We start from the raw sequence: 23,401 nt of genomic DNA on the forward strand, positions 1-23,401 counted from the left end.
TGATCCTTTCCTGCCCGTCCATCACGCCTTCGATACAAGCGTTCAGGGTCTCGCCGTCCCGTTCATAGACGAGGCGTTTGGGAAAGTCGTCGTCGGCGGCCTGCTCGAAAACGACGCGGCCGCGACCAGACGCGGCGGCGCCCCGACCCTGTCCGCGAAACGCCGTTGCAGCGCCTGCCGTTCGCGCGCGTCCCGAACGAGTGTTCGTCGTTCCGCCTCTCCCGCCTCGACCGCGGCGCGGACGTCGTGATCCAGGCTCCACCTCTCACGGCGCCGCCCGTCTTCCAGCCAGGGACGGAGGGCCTTGGGCGGCGCGAACTCCCTGTAGTCATCCTCCCCCAAGGGCGACTCAGTTCACCTTGGTCGGATCGGGCGGGGCTTCGGGCAGGGCCGAGACGGGGACGCCGTCGTCCTTCAGCTTCCTGACGTCGGCGGGCGTGGCCTCGCCGTAGATTTCTCGCTTTTCGGAGCGGCCTTCGTGGATGTCGCGCGCCTCGCGGGCGAAGGCGTCGCCGACATAGTCGAAGTTCGCCTCGACATGGGCGCGAACCTCGCGCGCCGCCTCCATCATCATGGTCTGCATCTTGCGCATGATTTCGGGCGCCGCCGGGTCCGGCGCGGCGTCCGCGCGCTTCGTTCCGCTGATCGAGGGCGACATGACCGCCTTCTCGACCCCGCGCGAGCCGCAGAACGGGCATTCGACCAGGCCGCGCGCCGCCTGGTCGTCATAGTCGGACGACGAGCCGAACCAGGCCTCGAACCCGTGGTCGTGGTCGCATTTCAGGGCGTATCGGATCATGGACGGATCAGGCGGGCGGCAGGAAGTCGCGGTCGTGGGTCAGGGCGGGTATGGCGGCGCGGGCGCGCGCCACGGCCTCCATGTCCAGTTTCGCCCGCACGATGCAAGGGTCGTCGTGGTCAGCCCTGGCGATCACCTCGCCCCACGGCCCGACGACGGTCGAACGGCCCCATGTCCGCCGGCCGTCCTCGTGCAGCCCGCCCTGTGCGGGCGCCAGCACATAGGCGCCGGTTTCGATGGCGCGGGCGCGCAGCAGCGTCTCCCAATGCGCCTCGCCGGTCGGGGCGGTGAAGGCGGCGGGGACCGCGATCATCGACGCGCCCGCCTTGGCCAGCTCGCGATGCAGATGGGGAAAGCGGATGTCGTAGCAGATGGTCAGCCCCAGCCGACCCCAGGGCGTATCCGCGACCGCCGCTGCATCGCCGGGCCGCACGGCCGCGCTTTCGCGATACCGTTCGCCGTTCGGCAGATCGACGTCGAAGACGTGAAGCTTGTCATAGCGCGCGGTGATCGCGCCCGAGGGGTCGACCAGCATAGAGCGATTGGCCGCCCGCGCATCCCCGACACCGCCGGACCGCACGATGGCCGATCCGATCAGCAGCCAGACGCCCAGTTCCGCCGCCAGACGGCGCAGGCCCAGAACCGCTGCGTCCCGGTCCTCATCGGTTATGGCCGCGTCGCGCCGGTCGCGACGCTGCTCCAGCAGATTGGCGCCCTCGGGCGTCAGGACGAAGCGCGCGCCACCTGACGCCGCCTCGCGGATCAGGGGTTCGACATGGGCCAGCCCCGCCGCCGCCGTCGCCGGGGTGCGGGTCTGAACCAGGGCGATGTCGATCCCCCCGCTCATGACGTCAGGCGGCCAGCAGGGCGTCCAACTTGCCGTCGCGGTCCAGCGCGTGGATGTCGTCGGACCCGCCGACGTGCCGGCCGTCGATGAAGATCTGCGGGAAGGTCATGCGACCTCCAGATTTTTCGACCATCTCGGCCTTTTTGGCAGGATCGTTGGAAGCGACGATCTCGGTATAGTCCGCGCCCTTCTTCTTCAGCAGCGACATGGCGCTGAAGCAGTAGGGGCAACCGGGCTTGGTGTAGATGACGACGTCGGCCAAAATCTAAATCTCCAGAACTGAGGGCAAGGCGAGCCTTGGGGCCTACATAACGATTTCGCGGGCGTTTCGCACCCGGGCCACGACCGCCAGGTCCACAGCGCGCGCTCCGGCGTCCAGCAGGGCGCGCGCGCAGGCCTCGGCGGTGGCGCCCGTGGTCAACACATCGTCGATCAGAAGGATGCGTCGCCCCCGGACGCGCCTCCGCCCCGCCTCGGTCACGACGAAGGCCGTCTTCACGTTCATCCGCCGCCCGCGTCGGCTCTTTCCCCCCTGGCTGGTGGTGTGGACCGTTCGAACGAGGGCGTCGGGCAAATAGTCGCGCCCTGCGCTGCGGGCGAGGGGCCGGGCGATCTCGGCCGCCTGATTGAACCGGCGCGACAGCAGCCGGAGTCGATGCAGCGGCACCGGAACGACGGCGTCCGCCGCCTCGACCAGTTCTGCCGACGCCCGGCCGATCCAGCGGGCGAACAACGGCGCGAACTGCTGCTGGTCTCCGTGCTTGTAGCGCAGGATCAGGCCGCGCGACGCCTCGTCGTACAGACACGCGGCCCGCGCCCGTTCGAAGGCATAGGGCTGGGCGATGCAGGCCGCACAACGAGACTCGGCGAAGGCGCCGCCGTCATAGTCGAACGCGGCCCCGCAGCCGTCGCACACCGGCGCCTCCAAAAACCTGATCCGGCTCCAGGCGTCGGGCGTCAGGCCGGCGGCGGCCGTCGCTTCGCGGCTGTCATGGGCCATCGGCGGCAGGATCAGATCGGCCAGCGCCCGTCCCCAACCGACACTGTTCGTCCGCAACCGTCGTCCCGCCCCTTCCCAGGCGCGCCGCCAGCCCCCATCCTGCAACGTCATGACCGTCCCCTACTCTCCTTCCGAAGCCCCCCCGCGCATCTTCGACGCCAAGCGCCGCCAGGACCGCTTGACGCGCTCGGCCGGCCGCTTCGACCAGGCCGACTTCCTGCATGTCCGCGCAGCCGAGAACGCCGCCGAGAGCCTGGAAGCAATACTGCGCGATTTTCCCGTCGCGGTCGATCTGTCCGCCCATCCCGGCGTGTTCGATCAAGCGGTGCGCGCCAGCGACGCGGCTGGAAGGGTCGGCCCCGTCATTGCGACCCTGGATCTCGCGCAGCGGGCGGCGCCCGGCGCCCAAGCCCTGCCTCTGGACGCAGACTCGACCGATCTGATCGTCTCCCTCCTCACCCTGCATTGGGCCAACGACCTGCCCGGCGCCCTGGCCCAGATCAGGCGCGCCCTGAAGCCGGACGGCCTGTTCATCGGGACGCTTTTCGGGGCGGGGACGCTGAAGGAGCTGCGGGGCGTCCTGACCGAGGCGGAACTGGCCGAGCGTGGCGGCGCCCAGGCGCGGGTCTCGCCCTTCGCCGACGGCTATGACGGGGCGGCCCTGCTGCAGCGGGCCGGTTTCGCCCTGCCCGTTTCCGACGTGGATCGGTTCACGGTCCGCTACCGCGATCTGTTCGCTCTGGTTCGCGATCTTCGCGCCATGGGCGAGACCAATGTGCTGCAGGGGATGGTGCGTCCGCTGAACCGTCGCATCGTCGCCCGCGCGGCGGCCCTCTACGCCGAACGCTACGGCCTTGAGGACGGCCGCATTCCCGCGACGTTCGAGATCATCCACCTGGCCGGCTGGAAACCGCACGAAAGCCAGCAGAAGCCCCTGCCGCGCGGCTCGGCCAAGACGCGGCTCGCCGATGCCTTGGGCGTTCGGGAAATGACGGGCGAGGAACCGAACTAACCGCCGAGCGCGGCGCTCAGCTTGGCGAAGGTCACGGCCAGAAGGCCGTCGTCGATGTTCATCATCAGTCCGATCGAACCCATCAAGGCCACGAAGATCAGCCCGCAGATCAGGCCGTATTCAATGGCGGTGGCGCCGCTGTCGTCGCGCAGAAACCGGCCGATAAGACGTCGCATGGCCAGCCTCCCTGGTCGGCGATGGTTACAACAGGTCGCGCAGCCAGGCGACCAGGGGCTCGTCCGCCGGCGGCATGGGATAGTCCGAAAGCGCATTCGGCTTCACCCAGGCCAGACCGTCGTGTTCACGCGCCGTGACCACGCCGTCCCATCGTCGGCACAGGTACAATGGCATCAACAGGTGAAACGAATCGTAAGCGTGGCTGGCGAAAACGAACGGGGACAGACAGTTTTCGCTGACCTCGATGCCCAGCTCTTCCTTCAACTCACGGATCAGCGCCTGTTCGGGCCTTTCGCCCGGCTCGACCTTGCCGCCCGGAAACTCCCAAAGGCCAGCCAGTTTCTTGCCTTCGGGCCGTTTGGCGATCAGCACCCGCCCATCGACGTCGATCAGGGCGACGGCGACGACCAGGACGATAGGAAGGGAGGTTTCGGTCACGAGCGATAATCGCCGTTGATCTCAATGTAGCCCTTGGTCAGGTCGCAGGTCCACACGGTCGCCGACGCCCGGCCCGAACCCACGTCGACGGTGATGTCGATCTCGGGGTTCTCCATATAGGCGGTCATCTTAGCCTCGTCATAGGTCGGGGACGGCGCCCCGTCGACGGCGGCTTCGTGTGGGCCGAACCAAATGGCCAGATGGTCGCGGTCGACCGGCTCTTCGGTCTTGCCCACGGCCATGACGACCCGGCCCCAGTTGGCGTCCTGACCGGCGATGGCGGTCTTGACCAGGGGGCTGTCGGCGATGGACTTGGCCAGCTTTCGTGCTGATGCCGGGCTGGCGGCGCCGTCCACCGTCACCTTGACGAACTTGGTCGCCCCCTCGCCGTCGCGCACCAGCTGGTGCGCCAGATCCAGCATCACCCTGTCCAGCGCGGCCGAGAAGCTCTTAAGGCGGCGATCCCCGACCCGCCCGATGCGCGGCGCGCCCGATGTGCCGGTGGCGAACAGCAAGGCCGTGTCATTGGTCGAAGTGTCGCCGTCCACCGTCACCGAGTTGAAGGTGGTGCGCACATGCAGGCCCAGCAGCGCCTGCAGCACATTGGGATGGATGTCGGCGTCGGTGACGATGAAGGCCAGCATGGTCGCCATGTCCGGCGCGATCATGCCCGACCCCTTGGCGATCCCGGCGATACGGACCTTGTAGCCCTCGATCTCTGCCTCGGCGTAGGAACCCTTGGGGAAGGTGTCGGTGGTCATGATGCCGCGGCCAGCCCTGGCCCAGGCGTCCGCGTCCAGCCCGTTTTCGATCTCGGGCAGTTTGGCGATGATCTTCTTTTCGTCCAACACCACGCCGATCACGCCGGTCGAGGCCAGCATGACGTCGCGCTGACGGCATCCGAAGCGTTTGGCGACCTCGGAGGCCGTGCGCCGCGCCGCATCGGCGCCCGCCTTGCCCGTGAAGGCGTTGGCGCAACCGGCGTTGACGACCAGGGCGCGCACATCCTTGCCGCCCTCGGCCGATCCCAGCTGTTTCTTGCACCAGTCGACCGGCGCCGAGCCGATCTTGTGGCGAGTGAAGACCCCGGCGCAGCTGGTTCCGCGCGCAAAGCGGAACACGACCAGATCGTCGCGCTCGTGCTTGTAGAAACCCGCGCGGGCGGTGGCGATCTCCACCCCGCCGATGGGCGGAATGGTCGGGAAGGGCACGGCCAGCGGCGAGAGCGCCAGGCCGGGCTTGCCGGCGGCGGCGGGCGCTTGCGTCGTCGGTGCAGGTTCCGATCCCGGCGCGCGCGTCGCACGCTTCAGCGCCGTGGCGAAGGGGTCCAGCGCCTTTTCCAGCGCATGCTCGATCTTCTGGCCGGTCGTGGAGGGGGGCTTGGTCATGGTCGGCAGCCGGTTCTCAAGGTTGGGCGGGCGCGGCGGAGGTGGGATGAGCGGGCGGCGTCGGCTGACCGGGCAGGCGGACATCGACCTTGGCCTTGCCGCGAAGCTGTTCCAGCAACTGGCGCACGCCCTCGTAGGTCAGATAGCGCACGATCTGCGGCCGGGCCTGCTCCAGGGTGGGCGGCGTCTCCTTGCGCCGGTCCTCGACCCGCAGCACCGCCCATCCGCCTTCGGTCTGGAACGGCCCGACCAGGGCGCCCGCCGGCTTGTCGCGCAGGGCGTCGGCATAGGCCTGGGGCATCACGTCCGGCGTCGAATAGCCCAGGTCGCCGCCCGAGAACCGCGTCGCTTCGTCGATCGAGCGTTCCATGGCCACCGCCTCGAACCCGGCGCCCTGGCCCAGGATGCCGATCACCGCGTCGGCGTCGGCCTTGGTGCGCGACAGGATCAGCCGCACGCGGATCTCCTCGGCGTTCTTGGCCAGCCGAAGCTGTTCGTTGTAGAGCGTCTGCACCGCCTGGTCGGACACGGCCTTGTCGACCACGCTCTCCACCAGCATGTCGCCGAGGATGCGTTCGCGCGTCGCCTCCAGCCGGCGCTGGGCCAGGGGCGAGGAATCCAGTCTGCGCCGCTGCGCCTCGCCGGCCAGCAGCTTCTGGTCGATCACCTCGTCCAGCACGCGGCGGAACAGGTCCGAGGTGATGTCCAGCGGCTCGCCCTCGCCGATCAACCCTTGCGCCACCGCCTCGCGCTTGACGTCCGAGGCCCAGATGGTCCGGTCCTGCACCGTCGCCACCGCCCGGTCGCCCGGCTCGGGCGGACGATCGCCCCCGCCGCGCGAACAGGCCGCCATCGCCAGACCGGCGGCCAGAAGCACCGCCAGGACCGGGATTTTTCGCAGGTGTGAGGGTCGCCGGAATGGGTTCAAGGGGGCGCTCCGTCGAAGGCGGCCTAAAGCCCCTCGCGTTGACAGGGGTTAGGCCGGTGCTTAAGTCCGCCCTGCGCCCAAGTCGAGGGGTTTTGATCGTCTGCGCGGCCCTTCGCGCGCGCCCGGTTCCGGCGCGCCGCGGCCGTCATCGGTCCGGGCCTCTCTCGCGGCGTCCCTATCGCCGCCCTCACGGGATTTCAGAGCCGCTCAGCTCGCAGACGCTCGACCGCTACCGGACCCATCATGCTCGGCTTCGCCAAGAAATTTTTCGGCTCTTCCAACGACCGCAAGGTCAAGTCCTTCCAGGACCACGCCCAGCGCATCAATGCGCTGGAGCCCAAGTTCGCGGCCCTGTCCGACGACGAACTGCGGATGATGACCGACGCCTTCAAGGATCGTCTGGCGAACGGCGAGACGCTGGAGAAGATTCTGCCTGAAGCCTTCGCCGTGGTGCGCGAGGCCTCCAAGCGTGTGCTGGGTCAGCGTCAGTACGATGTGCAGCTGGCGGGCGGCATGATCCTGAACGAAGGCGGCATCGCCGAGATGCGGACCGGCGAAGGCAAGACCCTGGTCGCCGTGGCGCCGGTCTATCTGAACGCCCTGACCGGCAAGGGCGTGCACGTCATCACAGTGAACGACTATCTGGCGCGCCGCGACGCCGAGACGATGGGCAAGGTCTATCGCTTCCTGGGGCTGGAGGTCGGGGTGATCGTCAACGGCCTGAGCCAAGGCCAGCGCCAGCAGGCCTACAACGCCGACGTCACCTACGGCACCAACAACGAATTCGGCTTCGACTATCTGCGCGACAACCTGGTCTATGACCGTCGCGAGATGGTGCAGCGTCCGCACAACTTCGCCATCGTCGACGAGGTCGACTCCATCCTGATCGACGAGGCGCGCACGCCCCTGATCATCTCGGGGCCGACCGAGGACCGCTCGGATCTCTACAAGGTGCTGGACGGCCTGATCAAAGAGCTGATCAAGGACAAGGATGCCTATGAGCTGGACGAGAAGCAGAAGCAGGTTCTGCTGACCGAACTGGGGTCCGAGCGGATGGAGGAGGCGCTGGAGCAGGGCGGCCACTTCGCCGAGGACACCACCGGCCTCTATGACGCGGCGAACATCACCCTGGTTCACCACGCCAACCAGGCCCTGCGCGCCAACACCCTGTATCAGCGCGACAAGGACTATATCATCAAGGGCGGCGAGATCGTCCTGATCGACGAATTCACCGGTCGTATGATGACCGGCCGTCGCCTGTCCGAAGGTCTGCACCAGGCCATAGAGGCCAAGGAGGACGTCAAGATCCAGCCCGAGAACCAGACCCTGGCCTCGGTGACGATCCAGAACTACTTCCGCCTGTACGAAAAGCTGTCGGGCATGACCGGCACGGCCGCGACCGAGGCCCAGGAGTTCGGCGACATCTACAAGATGGACGTGCTGGAGGTGCCGACCAACCGCCCGATCCAGCGCAAGGACTTCGACGACGAGGTCTATCGCACCCACGCCGAAAAGAACCAGGCCATCGCCCGCCAGATCGCCGAGTGCCACTTGGCCGGCCAGCCGATCCTGGTCGGCACCGTGTCCATCGAGCGTTCGGAACAGCTGTCGGAGCTGCTGAACCGCTACGAGCACAAGGTCGAAGTCTCTCGCACCTTGAAGAAGGACTACGCGGGCAAGACCAAGGAAGCCGAGAAGATCGGCGACGCCGCCTATGACATCACCTACGAGACCCGGCTGCGCGGCATTCCGCACAGCGTCCTGAACGCGCGCCAGCACGAACAGGAAGCCTATATCGTCGCCGACGCCGGTCTGCCGGGCGCGGTGACCATCGCCACCAACATGGCCGGCCGCGGCACCGACATCCAGCTCGGGGGCAACCTCGAGATGAAGATGCAGAAGTGGATGCTGGAACAGCGCAACATGGCTGTCGAAGTGACCCACGAGATGGAAGCCGCCAAGGAGGCCGAGTTCAAGGCCGAGATCGCGGTGCAGAAGGACCGCGCCCTGGCCGCCGGCGGCCTGTTCGTTCTGGGCACCGAGCGCCACGAAAGCCGCCGTATCGACAATCAGCTGCGCGGCCGCACCGGCCGTCAGGGCGACCCCGGCGTGTCGAAATTCTACCTGTCCTGCGAGGACGATCTGCTGCGCATCTTCGCCGGCGACCGTCTGGACTCGATCATGAAGACCTTCGGCGTGGCGGAGGGCGAGGCCATCACCCATCCCTGGCTGAACCGCGCCATCGAGACCGCCCAGAAGCGCGTCGAAACCCGCAACTACGACATCCGCAAGAACCTGCTGAAATACGACGACGTCGTAAACGATCAGCGCAAGGCGGTGTTCGAGCAGCGTCAGGAGTTCATGGACTCCGAGGACCTGTCGGAACTGGTCGGCGACTTCCGCCGCGACGTGGTCTCCGACCTGGTCGAACGTTACATGCCGCCCAAGGCCTATGCCGAACAGTGGGACATCGACGGCCTGGACGAGAAGGTCCGCTCGACCCTGGGTCTGGAGCTGCCGCTGCACGACTGGGCCGCCGAGGAAGGCGTTTCGAATGAGGAGATCGAGGAGCGGCTTCTGGCCGCCGCCGACGCCCGCGCCGCCGAACGTCTGGAGCAGATCGGCGCGGAACAGACGCGCGGTCTGGAAAAGCAGTTCATGCTGCAGATGATCGACATGCAATGGCGCGAGCATCTGGTCCATCTGGACCACCTGCGCGGCGTTATCGGCCTGCGTGGCTATGGCCAGCGCGACCCGCTCAACGAATACAAGACCGAAGCCTTCTCGTTGTTCGAGAACCTGCTCTATGACCTGCGCCACAACGTCACGCGCTGGCTGATGACGGTCGAGTTCCGTTTCCAGGCCCCGCCCGAACTGCCCGAGTTCCAAGAAATCCACCTGAACCCCGGCACCGGCGAGAACGAGATGGCCAATCCCTCGGCCCAGAACCCGGAAGAAAACCTGATCGGCGACGACCGGGCCAGACTGCCGGTCGAAATGCTGCCGCCAGGCTGGGAAATGACCGGCCGCAACTCGCCCTGCCCCTGCGGGTCTGGCCGCAAGTTCAAACACTGCCACGGCGCGCTGGTCTGATCGCGCGTGCCGTGGGTCACGGCTTGAGCGCTTGGTGACAGGCCGGTTTGGTCGGTAAAGAGGAGGGATGGCTTACAAATCCCTCTTCTCCCGCGCCCTGTCGGCGGCGCCGGATCGGCTGCATTTCGCGGCGCACAGCCATCATCTGTGGCCCGACGCCAGTTTCGAGGCCCAGCAGCAGGCGTGGCTCGACGCCAATCGGCACGCGGATCACAAGTGGGACCTGGTGTTCGGCCGGGTGATCCCCGAGGCCCAGGCCCACGTCGCCGCCGAGTTGAACCTGCCCTCGCCCGACAGCGTCGTCTTCTCCTCCAATACCCATGAGTTCCTGCTGCGCCTGTTTTCGGGCGTGGAGCGGGCGCCGGTGCGTATCCTGTCAACCGACGGCGAGTTCCACTCCTTCCGGCGTCAGGCGGATCGGTGGGAAGAGGTCGGAGCGGCGGTGGTGACGCGGGCGCCGCTGGCGCCCTTCGACACCTTCGCCGACCGTTTCGTCGCCGAGGCCCAGACGGGCGCCTACGACTGGATCGTAGTCAGCCAGGTCTTCTTCCGCACTGGCGGTCTGTTCGACCGGATCGGGGATCTCGCCGCCCTGGCCCGACCTGAAGGTCCGTGGGTTCTGGTCGACGGCTACCATGGTTTCATGGCGACCCCGACCGATCTTTCGGCGGTGGCGGACCAGGTCTTCTACGTCGCGGGCGGCTATAAATACGCCATGGCGGGCGAGGGCGCCTGTTTCCTGCACGCCCCGCCAGGCTTCTGCCCCCGGCCGGTCGTCACGGGCTGGTTCGCGGAGTTCGGCGATCTGAGCGGACCACCCGGCGGGGTCCAGTACCGCAGCGACGGCGGCCGGTTCTGGGGCGCGACCTTCGACTGTTCGGCGCTGTACCGCTTCAATGCGGCGCGACGGATGTTGGCCGCCGAAGGTCTGGACACCGCCGCCGTCGCCGCCCACGCCCGCGGCCTGGCCGCCCGGTTCCAGTCGGCGGTGATCGCGGGACGCGCTGGGCCGCTGTCCGAGGCTGAAATCCTCAATCCGGTCGAGGGCCTGGCGCCACGCGCCCGTTTCCTGGCATTGCGGCATTCCGACGCCCCCGCCTGGTGCACGGCCCTGAGACAGGCGGGCATCGTCACCGATGTCCGCGACGACGTCATCCGGTTCGGCTTCGGCCTTTATCAAGACGCCGATGACGTGGATCGGCTGATCGCCGCCTCGGCCGCCCTCTGATCAGTAGAAGGTGGTGTCTTCCTGCTGGGTCGGCGCCGGCGCCGCGCGCGGGGAGGGTCGTGAGGATGGGGACGATGGCCTGGTCGGCGTGTGTGTCGGGTTCTGCGCCTGGGCGGGCGGTGCGACGGGCGATCGGTTTGGCGCATCGACCGGCGGAATGGCGGGCAGGTCGGGATAGGGCATGGCCGACGTCGCGCCTTGCGGCGCGATCTGGTCTTCGTCGGGCCCTGGCGCCTCGTTGTTCGGCGCGCCCAGTCGATCCGGGGCCCCGACGTCGTCGCGGATGAAGGCCCAGGCCCGGCTGTCGGCGCAGCCGCAGGCCTTCAGAAATCCGTCCCTGTCGCGCCACAGGATCAGCGGATAGCTGAGCTTGACCCCGGACTCGCGCAGCAACCGGCCTAGCTGTTCGTCGAACCGGCGCCCGGCCTCGACCACGGCCGAGCGCGCCAGATTGCCGTCCGCCTGGGGCAGGCCGGCGGCGGTCCAACTGCTGGACGGGGTGGCCATCCAGCGTTCGTAAAGCGGCCAGTCCCGGCTCAGCCAAAGCTCGGCGACCGTGGCCCGTTCGGCGGCGGTGGACCGCGGCGTCCCCTCGGCATCGGGCCGGGCGAACAGGATGAACCGGGTCTCTACCCCCGCCGCCTTCAGCTTGGGCGCCTCGTCACGCAGATAGCGATGCCCGGACGCGCTGTCGCGATAGGTGACGATGTAGAGCGGCTGGCCCCCGCTGCCGTCCGACACCCAGGACGCCTCGTCCAGCAGCCTCTGCACCTCGCCGGGATTGCGGCTGATCGTGACGGGCTGGAACCTGGAATAGAAGTTCCAATAGGCCCAATAGCCCGCGCCCGCGAGCATCAGGCCGATCACCGCCGCGACGATGGACCCCATGATAAATCGACGCATATCGACCCGGTGCTCCAGCTTCACCTTTGAACGCGATCAACGCTTAACACTGAAATCCGTTGTCTGCGCCGTGGCGTGTTTCAGGCCGCCGCGCGGCGGGGCCAAAATGTCGCGAAAAATCGCGCGCGCGCGCCCTTGAACGGCGAAACGGCCTTCCCATCTCCCAGTTCGAAGCTGCGGGACACCCCCCCTCCGTACCGCAGCGAAGCGAGATCGGCGCCCTCCCCTCCCCTCCAGGCGCCGCTCGCGCAGGCCGCCGGACTCCCCCAGTCCGGCGGCTTTCTGCTTTGTGGCGCCGCACAATAATTCCAAGCTTATCACCGATCATTACAATGATCGGTCGCCAGGGGCTTCCCGCGCGACCGGTCCTGGCCTAGTCAGCAGTTGTGGCGCCACGTCGCGCCGCTTCTCCAGCGGCCCCGCCGCGTTGTTCGAGACTGCTCGTCCATGACCGCCCCCGATCTGCGCCAACCCGTCGTCCAGCCGATCACCGAGGCCGCGTTGGAGGCGGCCTTCGCCCGGATCGTCGGAACCGGGCCCGGCGCGACGGAGAAGGTCTATCTGGCCCAGGCGTACGAGGATTACGCCGCTGACGAGACGCCCGAACTGGGCGGCGAGGACCTGGCCGCCCTGCTGGCCGCGTCCTGGACGGCGGCCAGGGCCTATGGCGCCGAAGCGACGGCCCCGGCCATCACTGTCGGTCCGATGCATGGGGTGGACGGCAAGGCGCTGGACTATGACCTGGTCCGCATCGTCCAGGCGGACGCCCCCTTCCTGGTCGACAGCGTCATGGGCGCCCTGGCCGAGGCCGCCGTCTCGGTGCGCGCCCTGTTCCACCCGGTGGTCGATCTGGACGGTCGTCGCCTGTCGATCATCATGCTGGTCATCGACAGCGTGCCGCAGGAGCGTCGCGACGTCCTGGGCGAGGGCCTGGCCCAGAGCCTGGCCGACGTCCACGCCGCCGTCGCCGACCACGAGGCCATGACGGGCCTGATGCGCCAAGCGGTCCAGCGTCTGGAGACCACCCCGCCCTCGGCCGTCGATCAGGCGGTGCTGGACGAGAACATCGCCTTCCTGAAATGGCTGAAGAGCGACCATTTCGTCTTCCTGGGCGCGCGCGACTACGACTATCCGCGCACCGCCAACGGCGACTACGAGGCCGAGGCGCCTCTCAGCCAGTCCGGCCAGGGCCTTGGCATACTGGCGGACCCCGAGCGCACCGTGCTGCGCCGCGCGTCCGAGCCCGCGGTCCTGACGCACCAGATGCGCCGCCAGCTGGATCTGTCGGAGCCGGTCACGGTGGCCAAGGCCAACGCCCGCTCGCGCGTGCATCGCCGGGCTTACATGGACTACGTCGGGGTCAAGCGTTACGGCGCGGACGGCAAGGCGACGGGCGAAACCCGCTTCGTCGGCCTGTTCACGTCCGAGGCCTACGACCAGTTGGCGACCGAGGTGCCGCTGCTGCGCCGCAAGGTGGCCAACGCCCTGGCCCGCGCGGACAAGGCGCCGGGCAGCCACAACGAAAAACGCCTGAAGAACATTCTGGAGAACTATCCTCGCGACGAGCTTTTCCAGATCAGCGAGGACGAACTGCTGTCCATCGCCCTGGGCATACTGCATCTGTATGACCGGCCGCGCATTCGCCTGTTCTCGCGCCAGGATCCGTTCGACCGCTTCGTTTCGGTGCTGTGCTTCATCCCGCGCGAGAAGTTCGACGCGGCGGTGCGCGAGCGCATCGGCCAGATCGTCGCCCGCGCCTGGGGCGGCCGTATCTCGGCCTGGTATCCGCAACTGTCCGACGCGCCCCTGGTGCGCGTTCACTACATCATCGGCGTGACGCCCGGCGATCACCCGGTCCCCGATCCGGTCCAGCTGGAGGCCGACGTGGCCGAGGCGGGTCGCGGTTGGGTCGATCGCTTCGAGGCGGGCCTGCGCCGTTCGGGGGTGGAAGAGGTTTCGGTCGGGCCGGTCAGCGCCAAATGGGCGCGGGCCTTCGGCGCGGGCTACCGCGACCGCTACGACGCCGACGAGGCGGCGGTGGACCTGCAGTTCATGACCCGGTTGAACGACACCGGCGCGCCGGGGGAGGGGGAGCCCGTCGCCGTGCGCGCCTTCCGCAACCCGGACGACAGCCGCCTGCAGTTCCGCTTCAAACTGTATCGTCGCGGCTCGGCCGTGCCCTTGTCCGACGTTCTGCCGATCCTGGCCGACATGGGCCTGAAGACGCTGGAGGAATATGGCAACGCCATCCGTCCGCTGGGCGACACCGAGATCCACATCCATGAGTTCCTGATGGAGGATCCGCGCGGCGAGGCCCTGGTCTTCGACGATGTGAAGGGGCCGTTCGAGGACGCCTTCGCCGCCGTCTGGACCGGCCGCAACGAGAGCGACGGCTTCAATCGTCTGGTGGTCGAACTGGGCGTCGAATGGCGCGAGGCGGCCCTGATCCGCACCCTGGCCCACTATCGCCAGCAGACAGGCCTCGATCCGTCCCAGACCGTGCAGGAAGAGGCGCTGCGCGAGTATCCCGACGTGGCCCGCGCCCTGCTGTCGCTGTTCAAGGCCAAGTTCGAACCGGCCGTCGGCGGATCGGCCGACGACCGCGCTTCGGCCGTCGCCGAGCTTGAAGGCAAGATCGCCGCCCTCCTCCAGGAGGTGAAGAGCCTGGACCACGACCGCGCGCTGCGGCGCATCGCCGCCCTGATCGGCGCGATCAAGCGCACCAACTATTTCCAGTTGGACGCCGACGGTCAGCCCAAGCCGCACATCGCCATCAAGATCGCCTCGCGCGAGCTTGAGGACCTGCCCCTGCCCAAGCCGTTCCGCGAAATCTTCGTCTGGGCCCCGCATGTCGAGGGCGTTCACCTGCGCTTCGGCCCCGTTGCGCGCGGCGGCCTGCGCTGGTCCGACCGCCGCGACGACTTCCGCACAGAGGTTCTGGGGCTGGTGAAGGCGCAGCAGGTCAAGAACGCCGTCATCGTGCCGGTCGGATCCAAGGGCGGCTTCTATCCCAAGCAACTGCCCCGCACGACGGACCGCGAGGCCATCCAGGGCGAGGCCATCCGCGCCTATCGGACCTTCCTGTCCGGTCTTCTGGACATCACCGACAACATCGCCGCCGATGGTTCGGTGGTGCGTCCGGCCAATGTCGTCGCCTGGGAGCAGGACGATCCCTATCTGGTGGTCGCCGCCGACAAGGGCACGGCGACCTTCTCCGACATCGCCAACGGCGTCTCGGCCTCCTATGGCTTCTGGCTGGGCGACGCCTTCGCCTCGGGCGGGTCGGTCGGCTATGACCACAAGGGCATGGGCATCACCGCGCGCGGCGCCTGGGAGGCGGTCAAGCGCCACTTCCGCGAGATGGGCAAGGACATCCAGACCGAACCCTTCACCATGGTCGGCGTCGGCGACATGTCCGGCGACGTCTTCGGAAACGGCGCCCTGTTGTCCAAGGCCACGCGCCTGGTCGCCGCCTTCGATCACCGCGACATCTTCATTGATCCGAACCCGGATCATGTGACCGGATGGACGGAGCGCAAGCGCCTGTTCGACCTGCCGCGTTCGTCCTGGCAGGACTATGACAAGGCCCTGATCTCGGAAGGGGGCGGCGTCTTCTCGCGCTCGGCCAAGTCGATCCAGCTGACGCCCCAGATCAAGGCCGCCCTGGACATTTCAGACGATGTTCTGGACCCGATCAGCCTGATCCGCGCCATCCTGAAGGCGCCGACGGAACTGCTGTATCTCGGCGGCATCGGCACCTATGTGAAATCGCCCGCCGAGACCGACGCCCAGGTCGGCGACAAGGGCACGGACGCCCTGCGGATCAATGGTGACGAACTGCGGGTCAAGGTGGTGGGCGAGGGGGCCAACCTGGGCTTCACCCAGGCCGGCCGGATCGTGTTCGGCCTGAATGGCGGCCGCATCAACACCGACGCCATCGACAACTCTGCCGGGGTCGACACCTCCGACCACGAGGTCAACATCAAGATCCTGGTCGGCTCGGCCGTGACCAACGGCGTCCTGCCGATGGAAGAGCGCGCCCCGCTTCTGGCCTCGATGACCGACGAGGTGGGGCTGAAGGTTCTGGCGCATAACTACGACCAGACCCTGGCCCTGACCCTGCAGCAGGCGGAAGGGGCCGGAGCCCTGGACGCCCAGCAGCGGTTCATGCAGGCGCTGTCGGCGCGCGGCAAACTGGATCGCAAGGTCGAGGGCCTGCCCAACGACGTCCGCGTCAGGGAAATGATGGCTTCCGGGGTCGCCCTGACCCGCCCTGAACTGGCGGTCCTGACGGCCTACGCCAAGCTGGAGTTGTCCGACGAGATCGTGGCGTCGAGCGCGCCCGAGGATCCGTTCTTCGAACAGATTCTCGTTCGCTACTTCCCCGACGCTCTGGCCCGGTTCGAGCCGGAGATGAAGAGCCACCGGCTGCGGCGCGAAATCATCGCCACCGTCATGTCCAACGAGGTCGTCAACATGTGCGGCCCGACCTTCCCCGACCGCCTGCGCGGCTCGGCGGAATGCGACACCACGGCCCTGATCATCGCCTTCGAGGCCGCGCGCCGGGTCTTCCGCCTGGACCAGGCGTGGGACGCCGTTTCCGCCCTGGACCTGAAGATTTCGGCCGAGGCGCAGACCGCCCTCTATCGCGAAATCGCCGTGGTCTTGCGTCGCCAGACCTTCTGGATGGCCCGTCGCGCCAAGACCGGCGTCTCGGTCCAGGGGTTGATCGACCGCTATCGCCCCATCGCCGACGCCCTTCAGGCCGAGGGCGCGCCGGTGCTGTCGCGGTTCGAACAGGGGCGGCTGGATGCGCGGGTCAAGACCTTCGCCGACATGGGCGCGCCCGAGGATCTGGTGCGCAGCATCGCCATCATGCGGCCGCTGGTCGCCGCCTCCGACATCGGCGACCTGGCGCAGGAGGCCGGATGGCCGGTCGCGGCCATGGCGCGCCTGTATCACCAGGTCGGTGCGGCCTTCGATTTCGACCGTCTGCGCGCCGCCGCCGGCTCCATTCCGTCTGCGGATCATTTCGACCGTCTGGCCGTGCGTCGCCTGATCGAGGATTTGATGAACGAACAGGCCGCCTTGACCCGCGCCGTCGCCGGCGCCTCCGATCCGTCGGTCGGCGTCAGCGAGGATGCGGCCGAGGGCGCCGTGGACGCCTGGATCGGCTCCAAACAGGCGGCGGTGGAGGGCGTGCGCGCCTCGGTGGACGAGATCGAACAGTCCGGCTCGGGCTGGACGTTCGCCAAATTGACCATCGCCAACGCCACGATCCGCGACCTGGCCTCGGCTGCGACGCGGGGCTGATGCGGTTCTGAGCCAGAGGCGGCTTGACGGAATCTCCGTTCAGCCGCCTCTTCTCGTCCGACATCAGGCTGGGGAGGCCGCAATGCCGAGAAAATTCCTCGTCGTCGTCGACGACAGTCCCGAGTTCGAGGCGGCCCTGCGCTTCGCCTCGCGCCGGGCCAAGTCGACGGGCGGGCGCGTGGTCATGCTGCGCGTCCTGCCGTCCGACAGCGACGCCCACTGGTCGGGCGCGCGTGAAGAGATCGCCCGCCAGCAGCGCGAGGAGGCGGAAGGCCTGCTCAATCGCCTCGGCGAGGAGGCCATGGCCCGTTCGGGCGCCGCGCCCGTCTTCCTGATCGAGACCGGCGACGCCCAGGGCGCCATCAAAAAGGTCGTCGCCGCCGACCCCGACATCAAGATTCTGGTCCTGGCGGCCAGCGCGGGCTCGCGCGGACCCGGCCCGCTGGTCTCGGCCATCATCAAACACGGGGCCCAGATCGGCGGCCGCAAACTGCCCGTCACCATCGTCCCCGGCGAACTGACAGAGGATGAGATCGAGGACCTGGCTTAAGGTTCAGGAACGGGGAGGGGGTCAGCCCTTCGGAACCAGACGCCACATCCGCAAGGGGTGGCGCACGGTTCCGGCCTCGGCCCCCGCGGCGTCCCCACGCCCCATATAGAGGTCAGCCCGCACGGGACCGCGAATGGCCGAACCGGTGTCCAGCGCCATCGCCAGGCCGCGATAGCTGGCGCTGGCGCCGCGTAGATTGCCGCCGTCGGCCTCCAGCCAGACCAGTTCGCCATAGCGCCAATGGGCGGGATCGACCGCGATGGCCCGGCGTTCGGTCAAGGGCACGCCGGCCGCGCCGGCCGGATGGCCGTTATCGTCCGGGTCCAGACGGAAGAAGATGTAGCGCGGATTCAGCGCCATCACGGCCTGGGCCTGATAGCCCCGGTGGTCGGCCAGCCAGCCCCGGATCGCATCGCCCGAGGTGCCGTTCTGCGGCAGCAGTCCTTGCTGCGCCATCGGCCGGGCGATGCCGACGAAGGGCTTGCCGTTGTCGGCCGCGTAGGCGGCGCGGCCTCGCGTCCCGTCCTCGAACGTCAGATAGCCCGAGCCCTGGATCTGCAGGAAGAACAGGTCCTCGGCCCGCATCCAGGCCAGCGCCTGATCGGCCCGCGCGGCGGATTCGATATAGGCCCGGTCGCCCGCCGCGCGCGGATTGGCGGGCTTGGGCAGGACGGGGGCTGAAAACTCCGCGTCTGGCCGGCGGCGCGCCGGATACTCAGGCGCGAAATAGGAGGTCAGCAGGCCGGGCCGCCCGTCGGCGGTCGCCGCTGGCACGGCGCTGAAACTGGCCTCGAAGAAGGCCCGCGCGTCCGAGGGGGTGACGGTCATGGTCGTCGCCATGGCCTTGGCGCGGGCGCAGACCCTGCGCGCGGCGTCCTCACGCGCCGCGCCGCACCCGTCCACATAGGCGCGGAAGGCGGCCAGATGATCCTCGTCGTTCCATCCGGGCAGGACAGCGGGGCTCAAGGCGTTGGACGCCGCCGCCGGCGGTCCGCTCGGATTTGGCGATGGCGTATAGGGAACAGGCCCGCCGGGGATTGCGCCCGGCGTCGGCCGGTGCGGCGTCATCGGCGCCGACGAACAGGCGGCCAGCACCATCAACGCGGCCAGGCCAAGCGATCCGCCGCCCAGACCTCTCAGGCCGGGCATCAGGCGTTGGCCGGCTCGACGCGCGCCAGGACCCAGTTCGGATCGGCCGCCCCCAGGGTGCGCTCAAACGTCCAGTGTTCGGCGGTGCGGCGTTCCTCGACCAGCGGCTCGCCGGTCTCGGAATCGGCGGTCTCGCCCGAGGCCTTGGTGACCCGGCTGCGCAGTTCGGCCAGGAAGCGCACCTTGGCCACCGCCCGATCGCCCTCGGCCGTCGCCCCTTCCAGGTCGGCGCGGGGGGGGAACAGGAACTCGACCGATTCCGTCTCGCCGCGCGTCTCCCGCGCCGCGATGCCGGCTTCGAACGAGGCCATGACATTGGGCTTCAGCAGGGGCTTCAGGGCCGCCCGGTCGCCCGAGGCGTAGCCGCGCACGATGGTCTCATAGGCCTGTCGCGCCCCGTCTAGGAACCGCGCCGGGTCGAAGGCCGGATCACGCGCCTTCAGGGTGGCGACGGAGGCCAGGGTGGCGGGGTCGATGGCGGGCGCCGCCGGCGCCTCGTTCGGCGTCGGGCCGGTCACGGCCGCCTTGGCGTCCTCCTGCGGCTGACGCCCGACCCGCTTGCCCAGCACATTGTAAAGCTGGAACAGGACGATGGCCGCGATTACGGCGAAGACGACGATCTGGAATTGGACCGGCAGGTTCAAGGCGGAATTCCTGTAGCGGGCGACGGGCGCGCCGGACGGATGTCTGGCGTGATTAGGGTGTCATATAGGGCGAAGCAAGGCGAACCGCGCCCCCAATCGCGCGCGCGACATTGCGGCCAAGCGTCCCGGCATGGTAGTCGCGGCGCCTCATTGCCGCCTTATCGGCCGCCATCCGTTTCCAGAAACCGCTTCGAAGACCGCTCCATGACCGACGCCGCCCCCCCTGCTGAAGGCCAACCCCAACAAGGCGATCAGGCCCAGGCTCAGCAGGGCCAGCCCGCCGGCCCCGGCTTCCGCATCCTGGCTCAGTACGTCCGCGACTTCTCGTTCGAGAACCCGCGGGCCCCGGAATCCCTCCGCATCGACGGCAAGCCCGCCATCGACCTGGGCGTCGAAATGGCCGCCCAAGGCCGCCCTGACGGCCTGTTCGAGCTGGACCTGAAGCTGTCGATCAAGGCGACCCACGAAAACCAGCCCGTGTTCCACGTGGAACTGGTCTATGGCGGCCTGTTCCAGCTGGCCAATGTTCAGGAGCAGGATATCGAGCCGCTGCTGCTGATCGAATGCCCGCGCTACCTGTTCCCGTTCGCACGCGAGATCATCTCGGGCGCTACGGCCGACGGCGGCTTCTATCCTCCGTTCCAACTGGACCCCATCGACTTCGCCGCCATCTACATCGCGCGCCAGCAGCAGATCGCCCAGCAGCCCGTCGAAACCGGCCAGGCCTAAGCCGCTCGTGCCCGCGCCTGAACGGCCGGGACGCAAACGAACCCTAGCCGCCGGCGAGGACATCGCCGGCGGCATCGCCCTGCGGATCGGGGCGGCGGGCTGTTTCTCGGTCATGGCGGCGGTGCTGAAACTGGCGTCGCTGGACGGGGTCGTAGCGCCCGAGATGCTGTTTTACCGCGCCTTCTTCGGCCTGCCGGTCGTACTGATCTGGGTCATGACCCGCCAGGGCGGCCTCAGCGCCCTGTCTACCCGGCACCCCTGGGCCCATGTAGGCCGCAGCGCGCTGGGCATAGTGTCGATCCTGTGCGTGTTTCAGACGCTGACGCTGCTGCCTCTGGCCGACGCCACGACCCTCAGCTTCACCGCCCCCATCTTCGCCACCCTGCTGTCCTTCCTGATCCTGAAGGAGGCGGTTGGCGCGCGCCGCTGGGCCGCCGTCGCCGTGGGCTTCATCGGCGTGGTCATCGTCATGCGGCCCATTCCCGGCGTCATAGGAGCGGCGGATCACGCCGTGCCAGTCCAGGGCATCGCCTTCGGTCTTATCGCCGCCCTGCTGACGGCGGGCGTGACCATCACCCTGCGCCAGTTGCGCGACACAGAACACGTCGCCGCCATCGTCTTCTGGTTCTTCGTCGGTTCGTCGCTGGTCGGGGCGATCCTGCTGCCCATCGTCGGCCATTGGCGTTCGCCTACGACCTTCGCCCTGCTGGTCGGATCGGGCATCGCCGGCGGCCTGGCCCAGCTGTTCATGACCGCCTCGCTGCAGAAGGCGCCGGTCGCCGTGGTCGCGCCCTTCGACTATCTGCAGATCGTCGGCGCCATCGTCTTCGGCTGGTGGCTGATGTCCACGACCCCGACCCTCAGCACCCTGGCCGGCGCCGCCCTGATCGCCTCCAGCGGTCTCTACACCGCCTGGCGCGAACACCTCCGCCGCCGTCAGGCCCTGATCCAGTCGACCGCGCCGCTGGTTTAGCGCTGCTCGCGCACCTCCGTGGGTTCGAACAGCATTTCTGTGTCTTCTGGATCGAGATAGCGGCCCTTGGCGACCCGGCGCAGCGTGCGGCAGAACTCAGAACCATCCTTGCGGGAAATGCAGAGGTCTGCGCCGCACATACGATACAGGCCCTGTTCTGAGCCGCCCCACCCGCCGCGGAACCGATATCGACCGTCCGGCAAGAACGCATACACGCCCTCGTCCAGAACAAGGGATGTGACGGTCGTATTTTGAATCTCATCGATAGGAAACACTGACGCCGGGCATTTAGCCGGACCTAGACTCTGCGACTCGGACGACTGCGCCGTCGTGGGTTGAGGAGGATTCGAAGCTTCAGAACACCCAGCCAGAACAAGCGTGACAACGACGCTGAGGAGTTTCGTATCCAACCGCCCCATTGCCCTCGGCCTCGTCCTAACGCCCCGTCGAGCCGAAGCCGCCCGCGCCACGCGCGGTTTCATCCAGCGTCTCGACCTCGACCCAGTCGGCGCGTTCGTGGCGGGCGATCACCAGCTGGGCGATGCGTTCGCCGCGTCGGATGACGAAGGGCTCGGCGCCGATATTGGCCAGGATCACGCCGCACTCGCCGCGATAGTCGCTGTCGATGGTGCCGGGCGCATTGGGGCAGATGATGCCGTGTTTCAGCGCCAGACCCGAGCGGGCGCGCACCTGAGCCTCATAGCCCAGCGGCAGGGCGATCTTCAGGCCCGTGGGCACCAGAACCCGCTGGCCGGGCGCCAGGGTCATCGGCTGGTCCTCGGGCACGGCTGCGCGCAGGTCCATGCCCGCCGATCCGGCCGTCTCATAGGCAGGCAGAGGCAGGCCCTCGGAATGCGGCAGGCGCTGGATCTGGACGGCGGCGGGTTCGGTCATTCGGAGGCCTTGAAGTGATCGGCGATGCGGGCGGCGACGGCGCGGGCGATGGCGGTCTTGGACTGGCGCGGCCAGGCTTCGGTCTTGTCGGCGGTGACCAGCAGAACGGCGTTGCCGTCCGATCCGAACACATCGTCCGACACGTCATTGCCGATGATCCAGTCGCAGCCCTTGCGTGACAGCTTGGCCCGCGCATTGGCCTCCAGATCGGTCGTCTCGGCGGCGAAACCGATCACCAGACGGGGGCGGTTCGGGCCGGGCGCGGCGATCCCCGCCAGGATGTCGGGGTTCTCGATCAGGGCCAGTGTGGGCGGGCCGCCCGGCCCCTTCTTGATCTTTCCGCCCGCGATGATGTCCACGCGCCAGTCGGCGACGGCGGCGGACAGCACGGCGATATCGGCGGGCAGTTGGTCCTGCGTCGCCGCCTGCATCTCCAGCGCGCTTTCCACATACACTCGCGTCACGCCGGGCGGCGCGCCGAGCGCCGTCGGGCCGGACACCAGCGTCACTTCGGCGCCCAGTTCCGCCAGGGCGGCGGCGATGGCGTAACCCTGCTTGCCGCTGGAGCGATTGGTCAGGCCGCGCACCGGGTCGATCGGCTCGAATGTCGGCCCGGCGGTGACGACCGCCTTCCGGCCCGCCAGAGGCCGCCCGGCGGCGCCCGCCGTCAGGCCGATGATGGCGTCGAGAATGGCCGCAGGCTCGGCCATCCGGCCCGGCCCGAATTCGCCACAGGCCATCTCGCCGTCGTCCGGCCCCACGACCGCGACGCCGTGGAAACCGTCGAAAGCCTTCAGCCGCTCGACATTGGCCTGGACCGCCGGATGCAGCCACATCCGTACATTCATGGCCGGGGCCAGCAGCACCCGCTTGTCCGTGGCGATCAGGGTGGTGGAGGCCAGATCGTCGGCCAGACCGTTCGCCGCCTTGGCGATCAGGCCCGCCGTCGCCGGGGCCACGACCACCAGATCGGCCCAGCGCGACAGCTCGATATGGCCCATGGTGGTTTCTTCTTCGGGGTGGAAAAGACCCGACCGCACCGGATGGCCCGACAACGCCGCCAGCGACAGGGGGGTGACGAACTCGGCCCCGGATTCGGTCAGGATCACCCGCGTCTGGCCGCCCGCCTTGGCGATCAACCGCACCAGCTCCAGCGACTTGTAGGCGGCTATGCCGCCGCCGACGATCAGCAGGATCTTGCGATGGGAAAGGGCGCGGCTGTCCATGGATCAGGTCTAGCGATCCTCCATGACCGCGTCGAGACGGAGCGTAGGAACATTGCGCGAACAGCCAAGTTGTGCTTTCTTCGCGTCAAGCGGGTATATGAAGGGGCGCG

The 23,401-nt window shown here is 68.2% G+C and carries 21 protein-coding genes; 7 read left to right on the forward strand and 14 right to left on the reverse strand.

Annotation, left to right across the window (positions count from 1 at the left end; all coding sequences use genetic code 11):
• Positions 1–349: 349 nt before the first annotated feature.
• Genes ACYX4P_RS03065 through ACYX4P_RS03080 form a run of 4 tightly spaced genes read right to left on the reverse strand, consistent with a single transcriptional unit; the run spans position 350 to position 2,757 of the window.
• A complete protein-coding gene (locus ACYX4P_RS03065; RefSeq protein ID WP_248120641.1) occupies positions 350–799 on the reverse strand; it encodes a DUF1178 family protein in 450 nt (149 codons plus the stop codon).
• 7 nt (positions 800–806) lie between these two features.
• The gene (locus ACYX4P_RS03070; RefSeq protein WP_248120640.1) at positions 807–1,646 is read right to left on the reverse strand and encodes a carbon-nitrogen hydrolase family protein; all 840 of its coding nucleotides are present in this window, start codon (positions 1,644–1,646) and stop codon (positions 807–809) included.
• A gap of 4 nt (positions 1,647–1,650) precedes the next feature.
• On the reverse strand, positions 1,651–1,908 hold the full coding sequence (grxC, locus tag ACYX4P_RS03075; protein ID WP_248120638.1) for a glutaredoxin 3: 258 nt from the start codon (positions 1,906–1,908) through the stop codon (positions 1,651–1,653).
• Between the two features lie 42 nt (positions 1,909–1,950).
• Positions 1,951–2,757 (reverse strand): ComF family protein, encoded by an 807-nt coding sequence (locus tag ACYX4P_RS03080; protein ID WP_248120636.1) that lies wholly within the window; start codon positions 2,755–2,757, stop codon positions 1,951–1,953.
• On the opposite strand from ACYX4P_RS03080, the gene ACYX4P_RS03085 reads away from it, so the two are divergent.
• A complete protein-coding gene (locus ACYX4P_RS03085) occupies positions 2,756–3,658 on the forward strand; it encodes a class I SAM-dependent methyltransferase (protein WP_248120634.1) in 903 nt (300 codons plus the stop codon). The genes ACYX4P_RS03080 and ACYX4P_RS03085 overlap by 2 nt on opposite strands.
• On the opposite strand, the gene ACYX4P_RS03090 is transcribed toward ACYX4P_RS03085, so the two are convergent.
• The 4 genes from ACYX4P_RS03090 to ACYX4P_RS03105 are packed head-to-tail and all read right to left on the reverse strand — an operon-like array spanning position 3,655 to position 6,514.
• Positions 3,655–3,834 carry a Flp family type IVb pilin gene (locus tag ACYX4P_RS03090; protein WP_248120632.1) on the reverse strand — a complete coding sequence of 60 codons (180 nt, stop codon included), beginning with the start codon at positions 3,832–3,834 and terminating at the stop codon, positions 3,655–3,657. The genes ACYX4P_RS03085 and ACYX4P_RS03090 overlap by 4 nt on opposite strands.
• Before the next feature lie 25 nt (positions 3,835–3,859).
• Positions 3,860–4,273 carry a (deoxy)nucleoside triphosphate pyrophosphohydrolase gene (locus ACYX4P_RS03095; RefSeq protein ID WP_248120630.1) on the reverse strand — a complete coding sequence of 138 codons (414 nt, stop codon included), beginning with the start codon at positions 4,271–4,273 and terminating at the stop codon, positions 3,860–3,862.
• Positions 4,270–5,661 carry a bifunctional glutamate N-acetyltransferase/amino-acid acetyltransferase ArgJ gene (gene argJ, locus ACYX4P_RS03100; RefSeq protein WP_248120628.1) on the reverse strand — a complete coding sequence of 464 codons (1,392 nt, stop codon included), beginning with the start codon at positions 5,659–5,661 and terminating at the stop codon, positions 4,270–4,272. The genes ACYX4P_RS03095 and argJ overlap by 4 nt, the downstream gene beginning before the upstream one ends.
• Before the next feature lie 16 nt (positions 5,662–5,677).
• Positions 5,678–6,514 (reverse strand): peptidylprolyl isomerase, encoded by an 837-nt coding sequence (locus tag ACYX4P_RS03105; RefSeq protein ID WP_248120768.1) that lies wholly within the window; start codon positions 6,512–6,514, stop codon positions 5,678–5,680.
• A gap of 318 nt (positions 6,515–6,832) precedes the next feature.
• On the opposite strand from ACYX4P_RS03105, the gene secA reads away from it, so the two are divergent.
• Both secA and ACYX4P_RS03115 read left to right on the forward strand, forming a co-directional pair.
• The gene (gene secA, locus ACYX4P_RS03110) at positions 6,833–9,682 is read left to right on the forward strand and encodes a preprotein translocase subunit SecA (protein ID WP_248120626.1); all 2,850 of its coding nucleotides are present in this window, start codon (positions 6,833–6,835) and stop codon (positions 9,680–9,682) included.
• A 67-nt stretch (positions 9,683–9,749) separates the two neighbouring features.
• On the forward strand, positions 9,750–10,910 hold the full coding sequence (locus ACYX4P_RS03115; RefSeq protein ID WP_248120625.1) for an aminotransferase class V-fold PLP-dependent enzyme: 1,161 nt from the start codon (positions 9,750–9,752) through the stop codon (positions 10,908–10,910).
• Here ACYX4P_RS03115 and ACYX4P_RS03120 read toward each other — a convergent pair whose 3' ends face one another.
• The gene (locus tag ACYX4P_RS03120) at positions 10,911–11,813 is read right to left on the reverse strand and encodes a hypothetical protein (RefSeq protein ID WP_248120623.1); all 903 of its coding nucleotides are present in this window, start codon (positions 11,811–11,813) and stop codon (positions 10,911–10,913) included.
• Positions 11,814–12,260: 447 nt separating this feature from the next.
• Between ACYX4P_RS03120 and ACYX4P_RS03125 the strand changes: the two genes are divergently transcribed.
• Together ACYX4P_RS03125 and ACYX4P_RS03130 are read left to right on the forward strand one after the other, a co-directional pair.
• Positions 12,261–17,126 carry an NAD-glutamate dehydrogenase gene (locus tag ACYX4P_RS03125; RefSeq protein WP_248120621.1) on the forward strand — a complete coding sequence of 1,622 codons (4,866 nt, stop codon included), beginning with the start codon at positions 12,261–12,263 and terminating at the stop codon, positions 17,124–17,126.
• A gap of 82 nt (positions 17,127–17,208) precedes the next feature.
• Positions 17,209–17,676 (forward strand): universal stress protein, encoded by a 468-nt coding sequence (locus tag ACYX4P_RS03130; RefSeq protein ID WP_248120619.1) that lies wholly within the window; start codon positions 17,209–17,211, stop codon positions 17,674–17,676.
• Positions 17,677–17,697: 21 nt separating this feature from the next.
• Here ACYX4P_RS03130 and ACYX4P_RS03135 read toward each other — a convergent pair whose 3' ends face one another.
• Positions 17,698–18,825, reverse strand: coding sequence for an MltA domain-containing protein (locus ACYX4P_RS03135; protein WP_248120617.1), 1,128 nt, complete (start codon positions 18,823–18,825; stop codon positions 17,698–17,700).
• Positions 18,825–19,463, reverse strand: coding sequence for a TIM44-related membrane protein TimA (gene timA, locus ACYX4P_RS03140; protein ID WP_248120766.1), 639 nt, complete (start codon positions 19,461–19,463; stop codon positions 18,825–18,827). The genes ACYX4P_RS03135 and timA overlap by 1 nt, the downstream gene beginning before the upstream one ends.
• 210 nt (positions 19,464–19,673) lie before the next feature.
• Between timA and secB the strand changes: the two genes are divergently transcribed.
• The gene (gene secB, locus ACYX4P_RS03145) at positions 19,674–20,198 is read left to right on the forward strand and encodes a protein-export chaperone SecB (protein WP_248120615.1); all 525 of its coding nucleotides are present in this window, start codon (positions 19,674–19,676) and stop codon (positions 20,196–20,198) included.
• 7 nt (positions 20,199–20,205) lie between these two features.
• A complete protein-coding gene (locus ACYX4P_RS03150; RefSeq protein WP_248120613.1) occupies positions 20,206–21,171 on the forward strand; it encodes a DMT family transporter in 966 nt (321 codons plus the stop codon).
• Here the strand turns inward: ACYX4P_RS03150 and ACYX4P_RS03155 are convergent.
• The 3 genes from ACYX4P_RS03155 to coaBC all read right to left on the reverse strand — a co-directional run bounded on the left by ACYX4P_RS03155 (position 21,168) and on the right by coaBC (position 23,291).
• On the reverse strand, positions 21,168–21,446 hold the full coding sequence (locus tag ACYX4P_RS03155; protein WP_248120611.1) for a hypothetical protein: 279 nt from the start codon (positions 21,444–21,446) through the stop codon (positions 21,168–21,170). The genes ACYX4P_RS03150 and ACYX4P_RS03155 overlap by 4 nt on opposite strands.
• Before the next feature lie 160 nt (positions 21,447–21,606).
• Positions 21,607–22,065, reverse strand: coding sequence for a dUTP diphosphatase (gene dut / locus ACYX4P_RS03160; RefSeq protein WP_248120609.1), 459 nt, complete (start codon positions 22,063–22,065; stop codon positions 21,607–21,609).
• Positions 22,062–23,291 carry a bifunctional phosphopantothenoylcysteine decarboxylase/phosphopantothenate--cysteine ligase CoaBC gene (gene coaBC / locus ACYX4P_RS03165; protein WP_248120607.1) on the reverse strand — a complete coding sequence of 410 codons (1,230 nt, stop codon included), beginning with the start codon at positions 23,289–23,291 and terminating at the stop codon, positions 22,062–22,064. The genes dut and coaBC overlap by 4 nt, the downstream gene beginning before the upstream one ends.
• Positions 23,292–23,401: the final 110 nt, after the last annotated feature.

The organism is Brevundimonas sp. ABV4_179 (assembly GCF_056311945.1).

Excerpts from the sequence above, each read along its gene's own strand:
- ACYX4P_RS03065 (WP_248120641.1), bottom strand. The coding sequence starts at position 799 with ATGATCCGATACGCCCTGAAATGCGACCACGACCACGGGTTCGAGGCC.
- ACYX4P_RS03070 (WP_248120640.1), bottom strand. The coding sequence starts at position 1,646 with ATGAGCGGGGGGATCGACATCGCCCTGGTTCAGACCCGCACCCCGGCG.
- ACYX4P_RS03085 (WP_248120634.1), top strand. The coding sequence starts at position 2,756 with ATGACCGTCCCCTACTCTCCTTCCGAAGCCCCCCCGCGCATCTTCGAC.
- ACYX4P_RS03080 (WP_248120636.1), bottom strand. The coding sequence starts at position 2,757 with ATGACGTTGCAGGATGGGGGCTGGCGGCGCGCCTGGGAAGGGGCGGGA.
- ACYX4P_RS03090 (WP_248120632.1), bottom strand. The coding sequence starts at position 3,834 with ATGCGACGTCTTATCGGCCGGTTTCTGCGCGACGACAGCGGCGCCACC.
- argJ (WP_248120628.1), bottom strand. The coding sequence starts at position 5,661 with ATGACCAAGCCCCCCTCCACGACCGGCCAGAAGATCGAGCATGCGCTG.
- ACYX4P_RS03105 (WP_248120768.1), bottom strand. The coding sequence starts at position 6,514 with ATGGCGGCCTGTTCGCGCGGCGGGGGCGATCGTCCGCCCGAGCCGGGC.
- secA (WP_248120626.1), top strand. The coding sequence starts at position 6,833 with ATGCTCGGCTTCGCCAAGAAATTTTTCGGCTCTTCCAACGACCGCAAG.
- ACYX4P_RS03115 (WP_248120625.1), top strand. The coding sequence starts at position 9,750 with ATGGCTTACAAATCCCTCTTCTCCCGCGCCCTGTCGGCGGCGCCGGAT.
- ACYX4P_RS03120 (WP_248120623.1), bottom strand. The coding sequence starts at position 11,813 with ATGCGTCGATTTATCATGGGGTCCATCGTCGCGGCGGTGATCGGCCTG.
- ACYX4P_RS03125 (WP_248120621.1), top strand. The coding sequence starts at position 12,261 with ATGACCGCCCCCGATCTGCGCCAACCCGTCGTCCAGCCGATCACCGAG.
- ACYX4P_RS03130 (WP_248120619.1), top strand. The coding sequence starts at position 17,209 with ATGCCGAGAAAATTCCTCGTCGTCGTCGACGACAGTCCCGAGTTCGAG.
- ACYX4P_RS03135 (WP_248120617.1), bottom strand. The coding sequence starts at position 18,825 with ATGCCCGGCCTGAGAGGTCTGGGCGGCGGATCGCTTGGCCTGGCCGCG.
- secB (WP_248120615.1), top strand. The coding sequence starts at position 19,674 with ATGACCGACGCCGCCCCCCCTGCTGAAGGCCAACCCCAACAAGGCGAT.
- dut (WP_248120609.1), bottom strand. The coding sequence starts at position 22,065 with ATGACCGAACCCGCCGCCGTCCAGATCCAGCGCCTGCCGCATTCCGAG.
- coaBC (WP_248120607.1), bottom strand. The coding sequence starts at position 23,291 with ATGGACAGCCGCGCCCTTTCCCATCGCAAGATCCTGCTGATCGTCGGC.